Here is a 17,969-nt window from a genome sequence, read left to right as displayed (position 1 = left end):
TTCCGATGTATCCCGTTCTCAGGAGGAACCCGCAGAACGGGTATCAGACGGCTTGAGTATCCTTGGCGGATGTCAGATGTTGCGTGCTCCACAAGGCCTGCTTGATGCGCTCTTTTTCCACCGAGAAGGGGAGCCGGGCGGCAATGTGGGGTTTGATCAGCACGTTTTCGGCAATCTTATCAACCAACTGCGGCCGATCGGCAAGACCAAGTAAAGTCAGCGTCAACGGACTGCCGTAACGATGAAGCTGCTGTAACAGTTCTTCCCGATCGTTGGCGTCGTCATGCTCCAGAATGGCCTGAACGGCCAGACCGAATCCGACTTTTTCTCCGTGTAGCCAATGATGCAGCTCCGACAAGCGGGTCATGCTGTGGTGAATCGCGTGGGCGACGCCGATACGCGGCACATTATCTTTCATGCTGTTGGCTACCCCGGCCAGCGCGATCACCGCGTCGATGACTTTACGTAATGCCGGCGTCACCCGTTTTTGCTGGTTATCGGCAATGGCCTGTACGCCATAGGCGTTAAACGTCTCTACCGCCAGCCTGGCCGCCTGCGCCTTTAATGTCAGCGCCAACCCGTCGTCGCCATTGCGCAGATAGGGTTGAAATTCATACCATTTCGCCAATGCGTCTACGATCCCGGCTTTAAGGTAACGCGGGTCGCTTTGCGCGATCGTTTCATTGTCGACCAAAACCCACACCGGCAAGCGCTTAAGTTCGAGCGGTCCCTGATGGGCCCCGGCTTCGTTGTAGATCACGCTGATAGGCGACCAGGCCGCACAGGTGGCGGCGATGGTGGGTACGGTGATCACCGGTAACTGTTCCAGGTATTCGCCGATCGCTTTTGCCGCATCCAGCACCCGGCCGCCGCCGATACCCAGAATCAGCTGCGCGCCCTGCGTATTAGCCTGAGCGACCAGTGTATCGATCGCTGTCTGCGTGCAGCCGCCAGGCAAGTAGGCAACCTGCCAGACAAGGCCATGTTGAATCAGGCTGGCCTCGACTTTTTCAGCGGTGGCTTGCCAGGCATGCGGACTGGTGACAATCAGGATGTTTTTGGCAAAAGGCGTAATATATTCACCGATATTGCTGATGACGCCATCGCGGTTCAGATAGGTTTGAGGCGCTTGTATTGCGATCATGTCTGTAATCTCTTGATAACTGAAAGCGAATTCATTCTTTGTAACAGTGATAGCCAATGACGCCAAAGAACAATTCCGATTATCTATTGATGAATCTCGTATAATCGGAGCGCGCGCCGAATCCAATCAGGCGCGTCGCGTCGGCTCCGTATGACAAAAGGCATTAACGCTGCATTCCCCAACGTTTTACCGTCAGTCTCTCAATCGTGGCGAAGATCAGGCTTTCCACCAGCAGGCCGATAATAATGACGGAGGCCAGGCCTGCGAAAACGCGGTCGGTGTAGAGTTCATTGCGGTTCTGAAAAATATACCAGCCCAGGCCGCCGCCGCCGCTTGATGCGCCGAAAACCAGTTCGGCGGCGATTAATGTGCGCCAGGCGAATGCCCAGCCGATTTTCAGGCCGGACAGAATGGACGGCAGTGCGGCGGGAATTAAAATAGCGCTAACATAGCGACGGCCTCTCAAGCCATAGTTTCGTCCCGTCATACGCAACGTTTCCGATACGCCGAGAAAACCCGAATAGGTATTAAGCGCCATCGGCCACATCACGGAGTGGATAAGCACAAAGATCAGGCTCTTTTCCCCCAGGCCGAACCACAGCAGCGCCAGCGGCAGCAGGGCAATCGCGGGCAATGGGTTGAACATGGAGGTTAGCGTCGCCAGCAGATCGCGCCCAGTCCGGGTTGACACGGCCAACGCGCTGAGTCCCAGCGCCAGCAGGCTGCCGATGAAATAACCTTTCAACAAGGTGCTAAGCGAAATGATCACCTTTTCCGGCAGCTCGCCGCTGGCAATGTCGGCTCTGAACGCGGTAAAAGTTTGCAGAAAGCCGGGAAACATCAAATCGTTGTTCTGCACGCGGGCGACGATCTCCCACAGAACCAGCAGCGCCAGTAAGATTGTCAGTTTGCGCAGCCACTCCTGATTCCACAAACGGGTAGTCAGGGGCAGCGGCTGGGCCAGCGTGAAATTGGTTAACGGCGTCAATTCACGCTGATACTCGGGCCGGACGGGCGGCTGAATGCTCATGATTTCTACCCTGATGTGTTGTTTTGGCTGGCGTGGCGATAGCGCCTTCAGCCGGGAAAAGAAGGTGATGAATGCGTTGGGCCGCCGCCTGGAAAGCCTCGCTGCCCTGATCGTTCATGGCAAACTGGTGACAGTTGATTTCAGCGCGAACGCGTCCCGGATGCGGAGACAGCAGGAGTACCCGGCTGCCGACAATCAACGCCTCTTCAATCGAGTGGGTGACGAAAAGCAGCGTGAACCGCACTTCTTCCCATAGGATCAGCAGTTCTTCCTGCATTTTTCGACGGGTCAGCGCATCCAGGGCGGCGAAAGGCTCATCCATCAGCAACACTTTAGGTTGCATCGCCAGCGCTCTGGCAATGGCGACTCGCTGCTTCATGCCGCCGGACAAGGTGTGCGGATAGGCGTCGGCAAATTTCGCCAGACCAACTTTCTCCAGAAAATACATTGCCTTATCTCGCGCTTCGGCGCGACTGGCCTTACGGCTGGCGATCAGTGGGAACAGCGTGTTTTCCAGCACGGTTTTCCAGGGCGGCAGTTGATCGAACTCCTGAAAAACCATGATCCGATCGGGGCCAGGCTGGGAGACGGTTTCGCCATCCAGGCGGATTTCGCCATTCACCGGCGGCAAGAATCCGCCAATGGATTTCAGCAGGCTGGACTTCCCGCATCCAGATGGCCCAAGCAGCACAAAACGGTCGGCGGGAAAGACATCAAAACTGACGTCATGTGTCGCCCTAACCTGGCTGCGGCGGGTGCGGTATTCCAGCCCAACACCGTCTATTTGCAACAACGGCTGTGTAAGCGTGTCATTATTAGGGATGCCCATAAATCCTCCTGTGCGTGATTGGTCTGTCATCCTGTGACATTTGGTCCGCTGCGCACGTTAAACACGGTTAACGAAATCGGCTGATAAACTGTCAGCGTGACGATTATCCCCAGATAGCATCAGCTACCCGGTTGGTCATGGATCTCACTAAAGAAATAGTCTTTCCATGAATCGGCTTTGTTTTTCAATATGCCGAGCTGATGTAATTTTTCGGCATAGACATAGGTGCGCTCGGGCGTAATGGTGAAGTCGATTTCAGGATCTTCGACGATGCGTTTGACCAGCGCGGGATCGAGACGTGATTTTTCCACCCGGATATAGGTTTCAGCCGCTGCGGCTTTATCGGCTTTAATAATTTCAGCGGCTTCCGCCAGCGCATCATAAAAAGCGCGATAGGTTTTGGGATTCTCATCGTGAAACTTCTGGGTGGTGTACAACACATTGAACGTCGCCGGGCCGCCTAATACATCGTAAGAGCTGAGAATTTTATGTACGTTCTTGTTTTCCAGCGCCTGATACTGAAATGGCGGGCTGGAAAAATGCGCGCTGATTTCAGAACCGCCGGCAATCAGCGCGGCGCTGGCATCAGGATGGGGAAGGCTAACGCTGATTTTATCAAAGCGTTTAAAATCCTCTGCGCCATATAGCTTGGCGGTTTCAATCTGTAGCGTGCGTGACTGGTAACCGACGCCAGCGGCGGGGACGGCAATGCGATCTTTTTCGGTTAGATCGCCGATGGTTTTAACCGACGGATTATTGCTCAGCAGGTAGTTGGGCATCGAGCCAAGCGACGCAATGGCTTTGACATTCTGGCGGCCGCGGGTGCGGTCCCACACTGTCAGCATCGGTGGTACGCCGGCCGACGCGACATCCAGCGCGCCGGATAGCAGCGCTTCATTGATGGCGGTTGCTCCCGAGAGGGTGTTCCACTCGACTTTGATATCAAGACCTTGTTGTTTTCCCTGTTTTTCGATCAAATGCCGATCGCGTACGACATCCAGAATCAGGTAACCGATACCAAACTGTTGGGCGATGCTGATATTTCCCTCTGCGCCTGCGCTAAATGAGGTTAACGCGCATGACAATGCCGTCGCGATCGTTAACCGACGGAATAGTTTATTTTTTACGACCTTATCCATTTTCTGCTCTCTATTTTTTGCAAGACGTTATGTTTATTCGAACTATGCAAAAATGATTAAATAAGTTAAATAAATAGAACTTGATGTAAATGAAATTGGTGGCGTTAAAGCCGCTCCTCGTTGCATCCTATTTTTTTATGGATTTTTTAATAAAGCACATTTTGGAATAACTTAGAATTAATGTTCTATTTCTTCTCGAATATCAATTCAATATCGGCGTTAGTACAATATTTGCTATAGATAGCTTTATTTCTCATTTAGGTATGAAAACAGCGGCGTTATAGTGTGACTCAAATAATTTAATCAAGATTCAGAGACAATTATGCCGGTGTTTAGTCATTATTATTTACGCGATTATCTGCGTACCCAATTAGTGAATATCGAGGTGGATAGCCGCGTAGCGGAGATCGTAGCGGATAATTTGGTGGAGTCGAGCCTGAAAGGACATGACTCGCATGGCGTCAGTATGTTGCCCCGTTATATCGCGGCCATCAGAGAAGGCGGACTATCGCCGCATGCCAATGCGGAAAAAACGCTGGATTTTGGCCCGCTGGTTTCTTTTAACGGCCAGCAGGGATTTGGTCAGGTGGTTGCACAGCAGGCGCTGGCGGAAGGCATTGCCCGCGCGCAATCACACGGCGTTGCCGTCGTCAGTCTGGCGGACGCCCATCATCTGGGGCGGATTGGCGCCTGGGCTGAACAGGCGGCGGATGCCGGGTTGGTTTCACTGCATTTCGCCAATGTGCATACTACGGTGGTTTTACCGTGGCAAGGGGAGCGGCCGCGTTTCGGCACCAATCCTTTCTGCGTGGGAGTGCCGGTAGAGGGGAGCGACCCGGTGATTCTGGATTTCGCCACCAGCGTGATTGCCGGCAATAAAGCGCGTATTGCCTGGAATGAAGGTAAACTGCTGCCTCCTGGCTGCATTGTTGATAATCAGGGAAATCCGACGATTGATCCGCGTTGGCTGATGGAACAACCGCTGGGGGCATTACTGCCGTTTGGTCAACATAAAGGAGCGGGGTTATCGCTGATCTGCTCGTTGCTGGGCGCCGCGTTGACCGGCGGCCGAACGGAGCGCACGGTCAACGGGGAAAAGAAACAGATTATTAACAGCATGCTGTCCATTCTGATTGACCCGCAAAAGTTAGGCGGCGCTGAAACTTATCAGCAGGAAATTCCTGCCTTATTAGCCTGGATCCGTCAGTCACGCGATGACGGAGAATTATTATTGCCGGGCGAACCGGAAAAACAAAAATACCGGCAGCGTCTTGAAAACGGTATTTATGTTGATGATACCAGTTGGCAGCAATTACTTGATTTAAATAAACAAGTGGCCTGAGCCAACATAAATGAACAGTGACGTTATTTAAGCGGTGTATGTGTAATTATTTAACAGCGAAGAAAATACATGGCATATTGATTTCGTCATTTTTATCCCGTCATCTTTCAAGTTGCAGGCGTGGTGGCTTCATTATCTTCCCCTGCAATCATCCAAATCGGTTATTTGATCTTATTTAAAGGAGTGTTTCATGCATCTTGCCCGTTTCCCCCGGCTGACGTTGGGGCATTTTCCGACTCCGCTGGAGGCCTTGCCGGCGCTGACCAAATATCTGGGCGGCCCCACTATTTATATCAAGCGCGATGATGCAACGGGGCTGGCGACCGGCGGCAATAAAACCCGGAAGCTGGAATTTTTGCTGGCCGATGCCTTGCAGCAGGGGGCTGACGTCATTATCACTCAGGGCGCCACGCAGTCTAACCATGTTCGCCAAACTATTGCCGCGGCGTCAAAACTGGGGCTAAAAACAAAAATTTTGCTGGAAAAACGTGTAACCGACTACGGCGAAGACTATCAGCGCTCCGGCAATATTTTGCTGGATAACCTGCTGGGAGGCGAAATCGTCGATCATCTGCCGGCAGGCACGGATATGCAGCAGGCGATGGAAGATCTGGCGGATACCTTGCGTGAGCAGGGGGCCAAACCGTATGTCATTCCCGGCGGTGGCTCCAGTCCCGTCGGCGCGCTGGGTTATGTCGCCTGTGCTGAAGAATTGCTGTTTCAGTCCAGTCAGCAGCGTTTACGCATCGACCATATTGTTCATGCGACCGGCAGCACCGGTACGCAGGCCGGCCTGGTCACGGGATTAACCGCCACCAACAGCCAGATTCCGTTGCTGGGGATCAGCGTGAGAGCGCCGCGGGAGAAGCAAGAAGAGAATGTGTATGCGCTGGCTCAGCGAACCTGGCAATTGCTGGGCATTGCCGGTGAAGTTCCCCGTCAGGCGGTGAAGGTAAATAGCGATTACGTGGGGAAAGGTTATGGCATTCCGACCGAGGGAACGTTAGAAGCTCTGACATTGCTGGCGCGATTGGAAGGGGTTTTGCTTGACCCGGTCTACTCCGGTAAAGGGATGGCGGGGCTGATCGATCTGATTCGCAAAGGACATTTCAGCCGTGATGAGAACGTGGTCTTTATTCATACCGGCGGCTCTGCCGGGCTGTTTGGCTATCGTCAACTCTTTGAGCAATCCGATCTCTGATGAGCGCTCAACGGGAAAAAGTGATGCTGATCGGGGTATTGGGCGGCATGGGGCCGCTGGCGACGGTTGATCTGTTGCAAAAAATTATTGAGGAAACGCCGGCTGCCCGCGATCAGGATCATGTGCCGGTGGTGGCCTGGAATGTGCCGCAGATCCCCGATCGTCAGCGGGCGTTGGCCGGAACGGGCGAGTCGCCGCTGCCTGCGTTGCTGGCCGCCGTTAGCCAATTGAATCGTCTTTCCGTCAGTCATATCGTCATTCCCTGTAACACCGCGCATCACTGGTTTGATGATTTGGCGGCGGCAAGCGCCGCCCCGCTGATTCACATTGCCGATGCGACACTGGCATGCGTGAAGTCGGTGGTGAAAAACCAGGGAACGGAACTGCAGACGATTGGATTGATCGCCACGCACGGCACGCTCGCCGCCGGCTGGTATCAGCAGCGGTTTGCCGCACTGGGGGTGGAAACGCTGGTGCCGGATGAACAGGAAATGACGACGTTTTTTGTTCCGGGTTGCTATGCGGTAAAGCGCGGCGAGCTGCATCAGGGCGGTCTTTTGCTTGATCGGCTTGCCCAACGGTTGGTTGATCGTGGCGCGCAGTGGCTGGTTCTGGCCTGTACCGAAGTGCCGCCAGCGTTAACGGCGGTTAATTCGCCTTATTTGGATATCAGTTTCGATGCGACCCGGGCTTTGGCCCAGGCCTGTGTTCAGGAATGGCAACGTTCAGATAACGCGTAGATCAAAATAAAAAGCCGTCCGGTTATGCCGGACGGCTTTCTACAGGGCTGCACAAACTTAGCTGTTATAAGAATCCATACATAGCCGCAAACACCCAACCAAAGACGCAGGATGTCCCGACCCCGATCAAACCCGGAAAAATGAAGCTGTGGTTAATCACGAAACGGCCAATCTTCGTGGTTCCTGAGCGGTCAAACTGGATTGCCGCCAAGTCACTTGGATAGGTCGGCAGAATATAGTAACCGTAACAGGCTGGCGCAGAAGCAACGATATACGCCGGATTAACGCCGATAGCCAAGGCAACGGGCACAATCGCGGCCAGTGCTGCGGCCTGTGAGTTAACAAATTTGGAAACCAGCAGAAGAATAACGGCGTAAGCCCACGGATATTCTTTCACCAGCGTACCCAGCGTAGCTTTAATCTGTTCCAGATGCGCACCGAACATGGTTTCCGCCATCCAGGCAATCCCATAAACGGCGACGATGGCAATCATCCCTGACCGGAACACCTCGTTCTTGGAGATAGAAGCCGGATTAGTTTTGGTGACCATGATGATGATCGCGCCCGACAACAGCATAAACATTTGGATAACCAGCACCATGGACAGGGGCTTGCCATCAAATGACGGACGTAATTCATCTACCGCGCCCAGCGTTGCAACTGCGGCAATAGCGGCCAAAAAAATCCACATGGCAAGCCAATAGCTTCCCGGCAGTTTTTTGTCCAGCAATGTGGCGGTGTCGCCATAAACGTAATGCTTGTTTTCAGGGACTGAGATAAATTTCTGGAATTCAGGATCTTTATCTAAATCTTTACCCCGGAACCAACTGAAGATCCCTATCGCCAGAATACCAAGCAGAGTAGACGGAATGGTAATCGACAGTAAGTCGAGGAACTCCAGATGTTTGCCATGGAACGTAAAGTTCCCCAGCATCGCAACCAGAGAAACCACGGCGACGGATACCGGGCTGGCGATAACCCCCATTTGCGCCCCGATGGAACTGGCGGCCATGGGTCTTTCCGGACGGATATTATTTTTGATGGCGACATCATAAATAATCGGCAGAATGGTATAAACCACATGGCCGGTACCGCACAGAATGGTCAGAATACAGGTGACGAACGGCGCAATAATCGATACATATTTGGGATTACGGCGCAGCAGACGTTCTGCAATCTGTAACATTACATCCAGACCCCCTGAGGCCTGAAGCGTTGCTGATGCTGCCACTACGGCAATGATCACCAGCATAACATCAACCGGTGGTCTGCCTGGTTGGAGCTTGAAGACGAACACCAGAATGACGAGCCCTATACCGCCTAATAACCCCAGTGCGATACCGCCTTTTCTAGCACCGTAGAAAAGACAGATTAGGACAATGACTAACTGAATTATAAAATCCATATATATATACCCCATTGCTCAAAATGACGGGTTGATTAATAGGTTGCCTTACCCTCATCACGGGTACTATATGGATTACTGGTTATTTATTTTTTTGATCCAAGTCTATTATTTTTTATGTTTCTTACTTTTGTATCAAATAAAAGAGCTAGCTCTCAATAATTATTTCTTTATGGTTTTTTTAGTTTTTTAAGTGTAAAATTAGTTTTTTAATATGAATTAAAAATTAATGATGGATACTCGAGTTAATCAATAACATAAAATATTGCACGCCTATCACCCCATTGTTCTATTTTTGTTGTTGATTGGTTTTAATTTTGGATTTCCTAGGTGTTATTTTTTGCAAAAAAAACCATTAATTATGTGAGGTCAATCAAATATCAATGATTGCGGTTTTTTATTGTTATGATTTTTATGGATAAATATTTTTGTTTTTTATAGGTGTACTTATTGAAGATAAATGTCAATTATCATGTAATTTCAATATTCCAATAAATGATAATAACTGATTTTTCGTGATTGTTTTTTATCTAATGATGCCGGAGATAGGCCGGTATTCGTTTTTTTGCAAAAAATAGCGTTGCATATCGTATAGTTTCATAAGTTATTAAAATAATATTCCTATATATCTAATAAGTTATAAAATGCGATCAAGCGGCAGTTGAAAAAACGCAGAGGGCGAATGTTCCCAATGAATGGCGTAAAGCCGACTCGGAGTTTATTGAGTTTAGATAATATTGGCTCAGGCATGCAGAAAATAATCGGTCGGCTGGCGCAACGCGTCGTCACTCCACGCACCTGTCACGTACCTGTATTGTAGCGTAGCTGATCAATGCCGCGATCGACTACACTTATCTGACTTTCTATTTTCATGTTCAGGAGACCGACATGGCTAAATCCGATCCCAAAGATGTTACCGTCAGCGAAGGGCTTGCGAAGATGCGCGAAGCCGCTGACAAGCTGACCGAAGAAGAAGTGGCCGAGTTGGCGGAGGAAGCCAAAAAGGCGGTCATTGAATCGCAAGAAGCCGCCGCCAGGAAGCGTTAGTTACGCTGCCCGGCCGGATAACGGAATGGGTACAGGCAGGGGTGTGATATCCACTATGGTCTGCCGTCCTTTTATCCGGCCGAAAAAGTGGCAGATATTTTGCACGTGTCTTTTATAAGTGAAGAACCAGTAAGTAGTAAAAACCACTGATTTTCTGTTTATAAGGGAAGCGTTATGCACGATAAATTGCTCATAGATGGTAAACAAGTCGCAGGTCAGGGTGAGGCTCTGGCGGTTTTTAATCCTGCAAGCGGAGAGCAAATCGCATTGATAGCGCAGGCCGACCTGCAGCAGGTCGATGCCGCCGTGACGGCGGCGGATGCGGCATTTGCGCAATGGGGGAAAACCACGCCCAAAACGCGCTCTACTTATCTATTACAAATCGCCGATGTGATTGAGGAACACGCTGAGGAGTTTGCCCGGCTGGAGTCCCTTAACTGCGGCAAACCCTATCATGCGGTGTTGAATGATGAAATCCCGGCCGTTGCCGATGTATTCCGGTTTTTCGCCGGCGCGGCGCGTTGTCTGAACGGTTCGGCGGCGGGCGAATACCTTGAAGGGCATACCTCAATGATTCGGCGCGATCCGGTGGGCGTGGTGGCGTCTATCGCCCCATGGAACTACCCGCTGATGATGGTGTCCTGGAAGCTGGCGCCGGCGCTGGCCGCAGGCAACTGCGTGGTGCTGAAACCGGCGGAACAAACGCCCCTGACCACCTTTTATTTAGCCCATCTGCTGGCGGATATTCTGCCTGCCGGCGTGCTGAATATCCTGTTTGGACGCGGCGCCGATGTGGGTAATGCGCTAACCGGGCATGAAAAGGTACGAATGGTTTCCCTGACGGGTTCGATAGCCACTGGCGTAAACATTATTTCCAATACCGCGCCCAGCGTGAAACGTACGCACATGGAGCTGGGCGGCAAAGCGCCGGTTATTGTCTTTGATGACGCGGATATCGAGCAGGTTGTTGACGGCATTCGCAGCTTTGGTTTCTATAACGCCGGTCAGGACTGTACGGCGGCCTGCCGCCTTTATGTACAGCGAGGCGTCTATGAACGGGTTGTGGCTGAGTTGGGTAAAGCCGTGTCTACGTTGAACATGGGCGATCCGCTGGCTGAAAGCACCGAACTGGGGCCGCTGATTACCGAAGCGCAGTTGGAAAGGGTTGCTGGTTTTGTTGAGCGAGCCAAAGCGTTGCCGCATATCACCGTGGTGACAGGCGGCGAACGGAGAGAGGGGAAAGGGTATTATTTCCTGCCCACCGTGTTGGCGGGCGCGCGTCAGGAAGATGACATTGTACAGAAAGAAGTTTTTGGTCCGGTCGTTTCCATCACGCTTTTTGATGATGAAGAACAGGTGGTCGGTTGGGCCAATGATTCCAACTACGGGCTGGCGTCGTCAGTCTGGACGAAAGATATCGGCCGGGCGCATCGTTTGGCCGCCTCTCTGCAATACGGCTGCACCTGGGTGAATACTCACTTTATGCTGGTGAGTGAAATGCCGCACGGCGGACAGAAACTTTCCGGTTACGGCAAGGATATGTCGATATACGGCCTGGAAGATTACACCCTTGTCCGCCACATCATGATCCGTCATTAATCCTCCTCTCCTGAGCGTATAACTCCACATTACCTTTGTTTTTACTGGGGTAATGTGGGATGGCGATTTTCCAACCGATCATATTCGCTTCGTCGTAACGTCGCATTTCTATGGTTTGATTGCACTAAAGTGGGGCTGATTGCTTTATGGTGGTGCAATTGGGCGGGTTTTTATCGTCTTTTTTCTAAAACAGGCGCTTGTATCAGTTTTTAATTCTGGGCATAAAGTTTTATTTTTCTTTTTATTTCGGTTTTATATGCCCTGGTAGATTTTAATCTTTTATTGCTTTTTGTGGCAGTCAACTGGCGTGTTATGTGCATTAATTAGATTGATATCATGTGATATCAGTTTTCAAGGAGCGCATTTTGTCCAGATCAAAGTCAAACGTCAACCCGCTAGAGTGTACTCAGCAGGCATTGCATTGGATTAAAAGCGAGAAATTGACCACTGATGAAGTGGCTGCATTAAACAAAGATGTTCTAACTTCCTTTCGTGAATACGTTAACCCGGGTTTTCTTGAATACAGAAAATCTGTCACTTCCGGGGGTGAATATGGCGCAGTGGAATGGCGCGCCAGTAGCCCGAATACGTTGGTCGATACCTTGGGAAATGAATACCTGGACTGCCTGGGCGGCTTCGGTATCTTCAGCGTCGGTCACCGTAATCCCACTGTTATCGCTGCGGTAGAGCAGCAACTTGCCAAGCAACCTCTGCATAGTCAGGAACTGCTTGATCCCCTGCGGGCGATGCTGGCAAAAACGCTGGCGGCATTAACGCCGGGCAATCTTAAATATAGTTTCTTTAGCAACAGCGGAACGGAATCAGTTGAAGCGGCGCTGAAACTGGCCAAAGCTTATCAGTCCAAACGTGGCAAATATACTTTTATCGCCGCTTCGGGCGCGTTTCACGGTAAGTCGCTTGGCGCGTTATCCGCCACCGCAAAAGCTGAGTTCCGCCGCCCTTTCATGCCTTTAGTTCCTGGTTTTCACCATGTCCCTTTTGGTGATATCAACGCTATCAGGAAGCAGGTTCATCAATGCCAGAAGACCGGAGATGACGTAGCTGCCATTATCCTTGAACCTATTCAGGGAGAAGGCGGCGTAATTTTACCACCGGATAATTACTTGCCTGCAGTCAGAGCATTATGTGATGAGGTTGGGGCATTGCTGATTCTGGATGAAGTTCAGACCGGCATGGGTCGCACGGGCAAGATGTTTGCCTGTGAGCATTATGGCGTTCAGCCCGATATTATCTGCCTGGCGAAAGCCTTGGGTGGCGGAGTGATGCCTATCGGCGCAACGGTGGCGACGGAAGAAGTGTTCTCCGTGCTGTTTGAGAATCCGTTCCTGCACACTACGACGTTTGGCGGCAACCCGCTGGCTTGTTCGGCCGCGTTGGCGACCATCAATGTTTTGCTGACCGAAAAACTACCGGAACAGGCTGAACAGAAGGGCGCTTTCTTACTGAGTGGGTTGAAGAAACTTGCTGCCGGCTATCCGGAGTTGATTTCTGAAGTTCGCGGTCTCGGTCTGTTGCAAGCCATCGAGTTTAAGAAAAACGAGATTGGCTACACGTTTGCGAAAGAGCTTTTCCATCGCAATATTCTGGTCGCGGGTACGTTGAATAACTCCAAATCAGTTCGGATTGAGCCGCCGCTTACCATCACTCACGAGCAATGCGCCCGAGTGCTGAAGGAAGCTGGCGAGGTGTTAAAAAAGCTCAAGGGTATGGTGACGGAAGAAAATAGAATGAAGGAATACGCCGTCGAGTAAGACAGCGCGATACCGACATACAGCATTTTCTCTACGCTATTCTGAAAGCCAGTCGGCTAACGCCGTCTGGTTTTTTTATTGCGCAGAGCGGTAACGCATTCAGACTGATGAAATTTATGCTCCCGCCTGTCCGGTATTGAAACCAAAAGCGCTGAGCCCGGCAGAATACCGGACTCAGCGTTCACTGACCGCTGGTGCAATCAGAAACGGCGCTTATAACATTAATGAGTGTGCTGCTCCGCCAGTTTTTCCACCAAATCCAGACGGGTTTTCCACGGATCGGTTTGCTCTTTGGTCTGTTCCGCGCCGCTGGCCGGAATGATCAGAATGTTGTCTTTTTGCAGGCTATAGCGATTCCATTGCGGTAGATCTGCGGCGCCTGGCTGACCGGTTCGGGCAAAGTTAACCCAGTACTGATGCGTTTGCCGGGCTACCGCCTGATCCTTGACCGTGACCTTATCCGCATAACGCGCGTTCAGCGTGTTAAATACGTAAGGGATCTCGCTGGCATGTACGGCTGCCGGCCACTGGTCGCGCATACTTTCCGCCACATAGCCAAAACGGTATTGCCAAACGGGAACTCCCGCCTTATCCCAGATGTGTGCGACGAAACGGGCGGGCTCAACCATAAAAGCATCACTGGCGATCGCCAGGGCGGCGGCCTGGGGCGACATGCCCTGATAGGCTAGTTTGGCTTTTTGACGATCGGCATCGGCGAAAACGGCAACGGCTTCATCCAGCGTCGTGACTTCGGCTGGAAATCCGATATCGGCATCGGTTGCGCCAATCATTAAAGGCACGTGCTGGAAGGCGCCCTGACGATATAGATCTTGCGGTTCCCCGGTAATTACTTTGCCATCAATCATCGGGCCGGAGTAAGCCGACGACGACATCGTCGCCATATTCAAGCCATTGACGATTTTATCGGCCGGGATTTGGCGTAAGGCTTCCAGCGCTTTTTCATCTTTCCCGCTGATGCCGTTTGATTGGGCGAAGGTTAGTCCGGCTTGTTCCGCCTGCTGCCAGTCTTGTTTCGGCACCATATTTTGCCGGCCGGAACCGGATTGAATAATGGCTTTTTGAAACAAGCCTTTGGCTAAGTCGGTGGTGAGCATCGAGCCGACGGAAAATCCGCCGGCGGACTCACCGAACAACGTGACATTTTGCGCATCGCCCTGGAAGGCGGCAATATTTTTTTGTACCCATTGCAGCGCCGCGATCTGATCCATCAATCCGTAATTACCGCGCAGCGGCTGGTCCGCCAAGGCGGGGTGAGCAAAGAAACCAAAACGGCCGACGCGGTAGTTAAAGCTGACAAACACCACGCCCTGACGGGCAAATTCTTCACCGGAATAGACGCCGGGTGATGACCCGCCGTTGACGAAACCGCCGCCATAGATCCACACCATGACCGGCAGCGGCCCGTTTGCATTAGCCGGACGCCAGACGTTGACGGTCAGGCAATCCTCGCTGAACCCGACACCGAGCGGCGCGGCGTCGCCGGGGAACGGCTCCTGCATACAATCTTTACCGTATTCCAACGCCGGCCGTACGTCTGTCCAGTGCTGTACCGGCTGCGGCGGCTGCCAGCGCAGTTCTCCCACCGGGGGAGAGGCAAAAGGAATGCCTTTGAAAACATCCACGTCTTGAATCGTCGTTCCGGCGATACGCCCGCTGTCCAGCGTGATTTCCGGTCCGTTGGCAAAAGCAGAATAGCTGGCTGAAGATAGGATGATCATCAGTCCGGCGGCTAGTGATTTATTCATCGGTTTGTCCCTCTTAATGCCAAAAAATAAAAAAGTTCGGGGAGAAATTCCTCCCGATACGGCCTGAAAAGTGGCGTCAGGCGGCGCTCAACGCAAAAAAAAACCTGTCATGCACGATCTCTATGACCGTGCATGACAGGTTCGCCTTTAGTTGTTCAGTCACGCCCTGTAAACCTATTTTATAGAGGGCCAGTATGGGGATGACAATACTCGCGATCGGTATATGTGATACACCCTTCATCTTTCTCGTCGCCGGTAAAAAGGCGCAGTGTGCCTGGCATTAGCGAAATCTCGATTTCAACACTGGATAAGAGGAGGAGAGTTGACTGGGCCGCGTGCGCATAATAAGCGTCTTCTTACGGCAAAAATTCCCTGAGCGGCAATAATCATCAGAAGGGAGGCGATTCCTTCCGGAAGGCATGGTGGTAGGAAATGTTAATCTATCACACAAATAGTTCGCATATACCCGTACAATAGGACTATATTGTTTATCGATAATCAATATCGAGTTCTGCCGCAGACAGTTAACTGCCAGCCCAGAATTAGTTTAGCTAATTAAGGATGTTATATGGCACGCACAACCCCCATTGAACGCTATCGTAATATTGGTATTTCCGCCCACATTGATGCCGGGAAAACCACCACCACGGAACGTATCCTGTTTTATACCGGGGTGAGTCACAAGATGGGCGAAGTACACGATGGCGCGGCGACGACAGACTGGATGGCGCAGGAACAAGAGCGCGGCATTACCATTACGTCTGCGGCGGTTACCTGTTTTTGGCAGGGCATGGACCACCGTTATCCCCAGCATCGAATCAATATTATCGACACGCCCGGACACGTGGACTTCACTATTGAAGTCGAACGCTCGATGCGCGTGCTGGATGGCGCGGTGATGGTATACGACTCTGTCGGCGGCGTGCAGCCGCAGTCGGAGACGGTATGGCGGCAGGCCAATAAATATCATGTGCCGCGATTGGCGTTCGTTAACAAAATGGATCGCCCCGGCGCCAACTATTTCCGTGTTTATCAGATGATGATTGACCGGCTGAAGGCCAATCCGGTGCCGATTGTTATTCCGATCGGCAGCGAAGAGCACTTCACCGGCGTGGTCGATCTGATCAAGATGCGCGCCATTATCTGGGATGAAGCCTCGCAAGGCATGCTCTTCAGCTATGAGGCGATCCCGGAAGATTTACTGGCAACCGCCCGGGAATGGCGGGAGAAAATGGTCACGGCGGCGGCAGAGGCTTCCGATGAGCTGATGACCAAATATCTGGACGGCGTGGCGCTGAGCGAAGAGGAAATTACCCTGGGCCTGCGCACCCGCACCATTGCCGGTGAAATTCAACCGATGCTGTGCGGCAGCGCGTTTAAAAATAAAGGGGTACAGCGCATGCTGGACGCCATCATCGAACTGATGCCGTCACCGCTGGATATCCCTCCGGTCAGCGGGATTGATGAAAAAGGCAAGACGGTGGTGCGTCATGCCGATGACAACGACAAGTTCTCGGCGCTGGCGTTCAAACTGATGACCGATCCCTATGTCGGCCAGTTGACCTTCATCCGCGTCTATTCGGGCGTGCTGAAAAAAGGCGACAGCGTGTATAACCCGGTGAAGGGTAAAAAAGAGCGCATCGGGCGCATCGTCCAGATGCATGCCAACGCGCGTCATGAAGTGGATGAGATCCGAGCCGGAGATATCGCCGCCTGCGTCGGTCTGAAGGAAGTGACCACCGGGGAAACCCTGTGCGATCCGGATGCCGTATTGACGCTGGAGCGCATGGAGTTCCCTGAGCCGGTGATTTCGCTGGCGATCGAGCCGAAAACCAAAGCCGATCAGGAAAAAATGGGCATTGCACTGCAACGTCTGGCGTCGGAAGATCCCTCGTTCCGCCTCAGAACCGATGAAGAATCCGGTCAGACCATCATTTCCGGCATGGGCGAACTGCATCTGGAAATCATCGTCGATCGTATGAAACGTGAGTTCGGCGTGGCGGCCAATATCGGCAGGCCGCAGGTCACTTATCGTGAAACGATACGCAGCAAGGTGACGGATGTGGAAGGGAAGTTTGTCCGCCAGTCCGGCGGTAAAGGCCAGTATGGTCATGTGGTGCTGACGGTCGAGCCGCAGGAAGCCGGTAAAGGTTTTGCGTTTGAGGATGCCACCAAAGGCGGAGTGGTGCCGCGAGAATTTATTCCGTCGGTGGAAAAGGGCGTGCGCGAAGCGATGATGACCGGCGTATTGGCGGGATATCCGATTGTCGATATTAAAGTAACGCTGACCTTTGGTTCCTACCATGAGGTGGACTCCTCGGAAATGGCGTTCAAGATGGCGGCGATTATGGGCTTCCGTGCGGCGATCAAGCGCGCCAATCCGGTGATCCTGGAACCGGTCATGAAAGTGGAAGTTGAAACGCCGGAAGAGTATGCCGGCAGCGTGATGGGCGACTTATCTTCTCGCCGCGGTCTGGTACAAGGCATGGAAGAGATGATCGCCGGACGGATTATCCGCGCCGAGGTGCCGCTGTCCGAAATGTTCGGCTATTCCACCGCATTGCGCTCGATGTCCCAGGGGCGGGCAACCTACACCATGGAGTTCAAACACTATGTGGAAGCGCCGCGCAATGTAATGGATGAGATCATTGCCGCGCGTGGTTCACGTTAAGGCGTATAGATTATCTGGCTTTGCCTGATAGAAAGCCGTAATGGACAATAACCCCGCTGCGTCTTGAGCGACGAATCCCCGGTTCCCACGGAGAAAGGTTTCTCTGTGGGAACCTAACTTCAATCTGTGAATACAGATCAAGCGGCTGACGACGGATGGTTGCCGTAAGGTCTGGTATCGGAGTATATAGGCGTATTCTTCGATTGTCGGTACGTATTATCATTATGTATTAATTATGCCAATAATAAGAATGTTAAGTGAATTTTTGTATGAAAAGAAATAAT

At 51.9% G+C, this 17,969-nt stretch carries 13 protein-coding genes; 7 read left to right on the top strand and 6 right to left on the bottom strand.

Annotated elements, in window-relative coordinates; all coding sequences use genetic code 11:
* Window positions 1-43: 43 nt before the first annotated feature.
* The 4 genes from ACN28R_RS10765 to ACN28R_RS10750 all read right to left on the bottom strand — a co-directional run bounded on the left by ACN28R_RS10765 (window position 44) and on the right by ACN28R_RS10750 (window position 4,142).
* Window positions 44-1,144 carry an iron-containing alcohol dehydrogenase family protein gene (locus ACN28R_RS10765; protein ID WP_095834390.1) on the bottom strand — a complete coding sequence of 367 codons (1,101 nt, stop codon included), beginning with the start codon at window positions 1,142-1,144 and terminating at the stop codon, window positions 44-46.
* A gap of 163 nt (window positions 1,145-1,307) precedes the next feature.
* Complete coding sequence (locus tag ACN28R_RS10760; protein ID WP_048639448.1) at window positions 1,308-2,174, bottom strand: ABC transporter permease; 867 nt, start codon at window positions 2,172-2,174, stop codon at window positions 1,308-1,310.
* Window positions 2,134-3,003: an ABC transporter ATP-binding protein gene (locus ACN28R_RS10755; protein ID WP_048639447.1), complete on the bottom strand. Its 870-nt coding sequence runs from the start codon at window positions 3,001-3,003 to the stop codon at window positions 2,134-2,136. Before ACN28R_RS10755 ends, ACN28R_RS10760 begins: the two co-directional genes overlap by 41 nt.
* A gap of 119 nt (window positions 3,004-3,122) precedes the next feature.
* Window positions 3,123-4,142, bottom strand: a complete 1,020-nt coding sequence (locus tag ACN28R_RS10750) for an ABC transporter substrate-binding protein (RefSeq protein ID WP_095834389.1) — start codon at window positions 4,140-4,142, stop codon at window positions 3,123-3,125.
* A 322-nt stretch (window positions 4,143-4,464) separates the two neighbouring features.
* On the opposite strand from ACN28R_RS10750, the gene ACN28R_RS10745 reads away from it, so the two are divergent.
* The 3 genes from ACN28R_RS10745 (at window position 4,465) to cuyB (ending at window position 7,425) form a co-directional block, all read left to right on the top strand.
* A complete protein-coding gene (locus ACN28R_RS10745; protein WP_095834388.1) occupies window positions 4,465-5,484 on the top strand; it encodes a malate/lactate/ureidoglycolate dehydrogenase in 1,020 nt (339 codons plus the stop codon).
* 190 nt (window positions 5,485-5,674) lie between these two features.
* Window positions 5,675-6,685: a D-cysteate sulfo-lyase gene (cuyA, locus tag ACN28R_RS10740; protein ID WP_095834387.1), complete on the top strand. Its 1,011-nt coding sequence runs from the start codon at window positions 5,675-5,677 to the stop codon at window positions 6,683-6,685.
* Window positions 6,685-7,425 carry a cysteate racemase gene (gene cuyB / locus ACN28R_RS10735; RefSeq protein ID WP_095834386.1) on the top strand — a complete coding sequence of 247 codons (741 nt, stop codon included), beginning with the start codon at window positions 6,685-6,687 and terminating at the stop codon, window positions 7,423-7,425. Before cuyA ends, cuyB begins: the two co-directional genes overlap by 1 nt.
* Window positions 7,426-7,489: 64 nt before the next feature.
* On the opposite strand, the gene ACN28R_RS10730 is transcribed toward cuyB, so the two are convergent.
* A complete protein-coding gene (locus tag ACN28R_RS10730; RefSeq protein WP_048640002.1) occupies window positions 7,490-8,830 on the bottom strand; it encodes an anaerobic C4-dicarboxylate transporter in 1,341 nt (446 codons plus the stop codon).
* Window positions 8,831-9,718: 888 nt separating this feature from the next.
* On the opposite strand from ACN28R_RS10730, the gene ACN28R_RS10725 reads away from it, so the two are divergent.
* The 3 genes from ACN28R_RS10725 (at window position 9,719) to ygjG (ending at window position 13,248) form a co-directional block, all read left to right on the top strand.
* Window positions 9,719-9,877 (top strand): hypothetical protein, encoded by a 159-nt coding sequence (locus ACN28R_RS10725; RefSeq protein ID WP_183092162.1) that lies wholly within the window; start codon window positions 9,719-9,721, stop codon window positions 9,875-9,877.
* A 174-nt stretch (window positions 9,878-10,051) separates the two neighbouring features.
* A complete protein-coding gene (gene patD / locus ACN28R_RS10720) occupies window positions 10,052-11,476 on the top strand; it encodes an aminobutyraldehyde dehydrogenase (protein WP_048639443.1) in 1,425 nt (474 codons plus the stop codon).
* Window positions 11,477-11,841: 365 nt separating this feature from the next.
* Window positions 11,842-13,248 carry a putrescine aminotransferase gene (gene ygjG, locus ACN28R_RS10715; protein WP_183092161.1) on the top strand — a complete coding sequence of 469 codons (1,407 nt, stop codon included), beginning with the start codon at window positions 11,842-11,844 and terminating at the stop codon, window positions 13,246-13,248.
* Between the two features lie 221 nt (window positions 13,249-13,469).
* On the opposite strand, the gene ACN28R_RS10710 is transcribed toward ygjG, so the two are convergent.
* Window positions 13,470-15,014, bottom strand: coding sequence for a carboxylesterase/lipase family protein (locus tag ACN28R_RS10710; protein WP_095834384.1), 1,545 nt, complete (start codon window positions 15,012-15,014; stop codon window positions 13,470-13,472).
* 568 nt (window positions 15,015-15,582) lie between these two features.
* Here ACN28R_RS10710 and fusA point away from each other — a divergent pair.
* Entirely contained in the window at window positions 15,583-17,685 is a 2,103-nt protein-coding gene (gene fusA / locus ACN28R_RS10705; RefSeq protein ID WP_048639439.1) for an elongation factor G, read from the top strand.
* Window positions 17,686-17,969 lie beyond the last annotated feature (284 nt).

This window comes from Brenneria goodwinii, assembly GCF_002291445.1.
GTDB lineage: Bacteria > Pseudomonadota > Gammaproteobacteria > Enterobacterales > Enterobacteriaceae > Brenneria > Brenneria goodwinii.
Note: the sequence above shows the minus strand (reverse complement) of the source record. Positions and strands in the feature narration are given on the sequence as shown.

Bases quoted from the DNA above. Each gene is read 5' to 3' on its own strand.
- ACN28R_RS10765 (WP_095834390.1), bottom strand. From the start codon at position 1,144: ATGATCGCAATACAAGCGCCTCAAACCTATCTGAACCGCGATGGCGTC.
- ACN28R_RS10760 (WP_048639448.1), bottom strand. From the start codon at position 2,174: ATGAGCATTCAGCCGCCCGTCCGGCCCGAGTATCAGCGTGAATTGACG.
- ACN28R_RS10755 (WP_048639447.1), bottom strand. From the start codon at position 3,003: ATGGGCATCCCTAATAATGACACGCTTACACAGCCGTTGTTGCAAATA.
- ACN28R_RS10750 (WP_095834389.1), bottom strand. From the start codon at position 4,142: ATGGATAAGGTCGTAAAAAATAAACTATTCCGTCGGTTAACGATCGCG.
- ACN28R_RS10745 (WP_095834388.1), top strand. From the start codon at position 4,465: ATGCCGGTGTTTAGTCATTATTATTTACGCGATTATCTGCGTACCCAA.
- cuyA (WP_095834387.1), top strand. From the start codon at position 5,675: ATGCATCTTGCCCGTTTCCCCCGGCTGACGTTGGGGCATTTTCCGACT.
- cuyB (WP_095834386.1), top strand. From the start codon at position 6,685: ATGAGCGCTCAACGGGAAAAAGTGATGCTGATCGGGGTATTGGGCGGC.
- ACN28R_RS10730 (WP_048640002.1), bottom strand. From the start codon at position 8,830: ATGGATTTTATAATTCAGTTAGTCATTGTCCTAATCTGTCTTTTCTAC.
- ACN28R_RS10725 (WP_183092162.1), top strand. From the start codon at position 9,719: ATGGCTAAATCCGATCCCAAAGATGTTACCGTCAGCGAAGGGCTTGCG.
- patD (WP_048639443.1), top strand. From the start codon at position 10,052: ATGCACGATAAATTGCTCATAGATGGTAAACAAGTCGCAGGTCAGGGT.
- ACN28R_RS10710 (WP_095834384.1), bottom strand. From the start codon at position 15,014: ATGAATAAATCACTAGCCGCCGGACTGATGATCATCCTATCTTCAGCC.
- fusA (WP_048639439.1), top strand. From the start codon at position 15,583: ATGGCACGCACAACCCCCATTGAACGCTATCGTAATATTGGTATTTCC.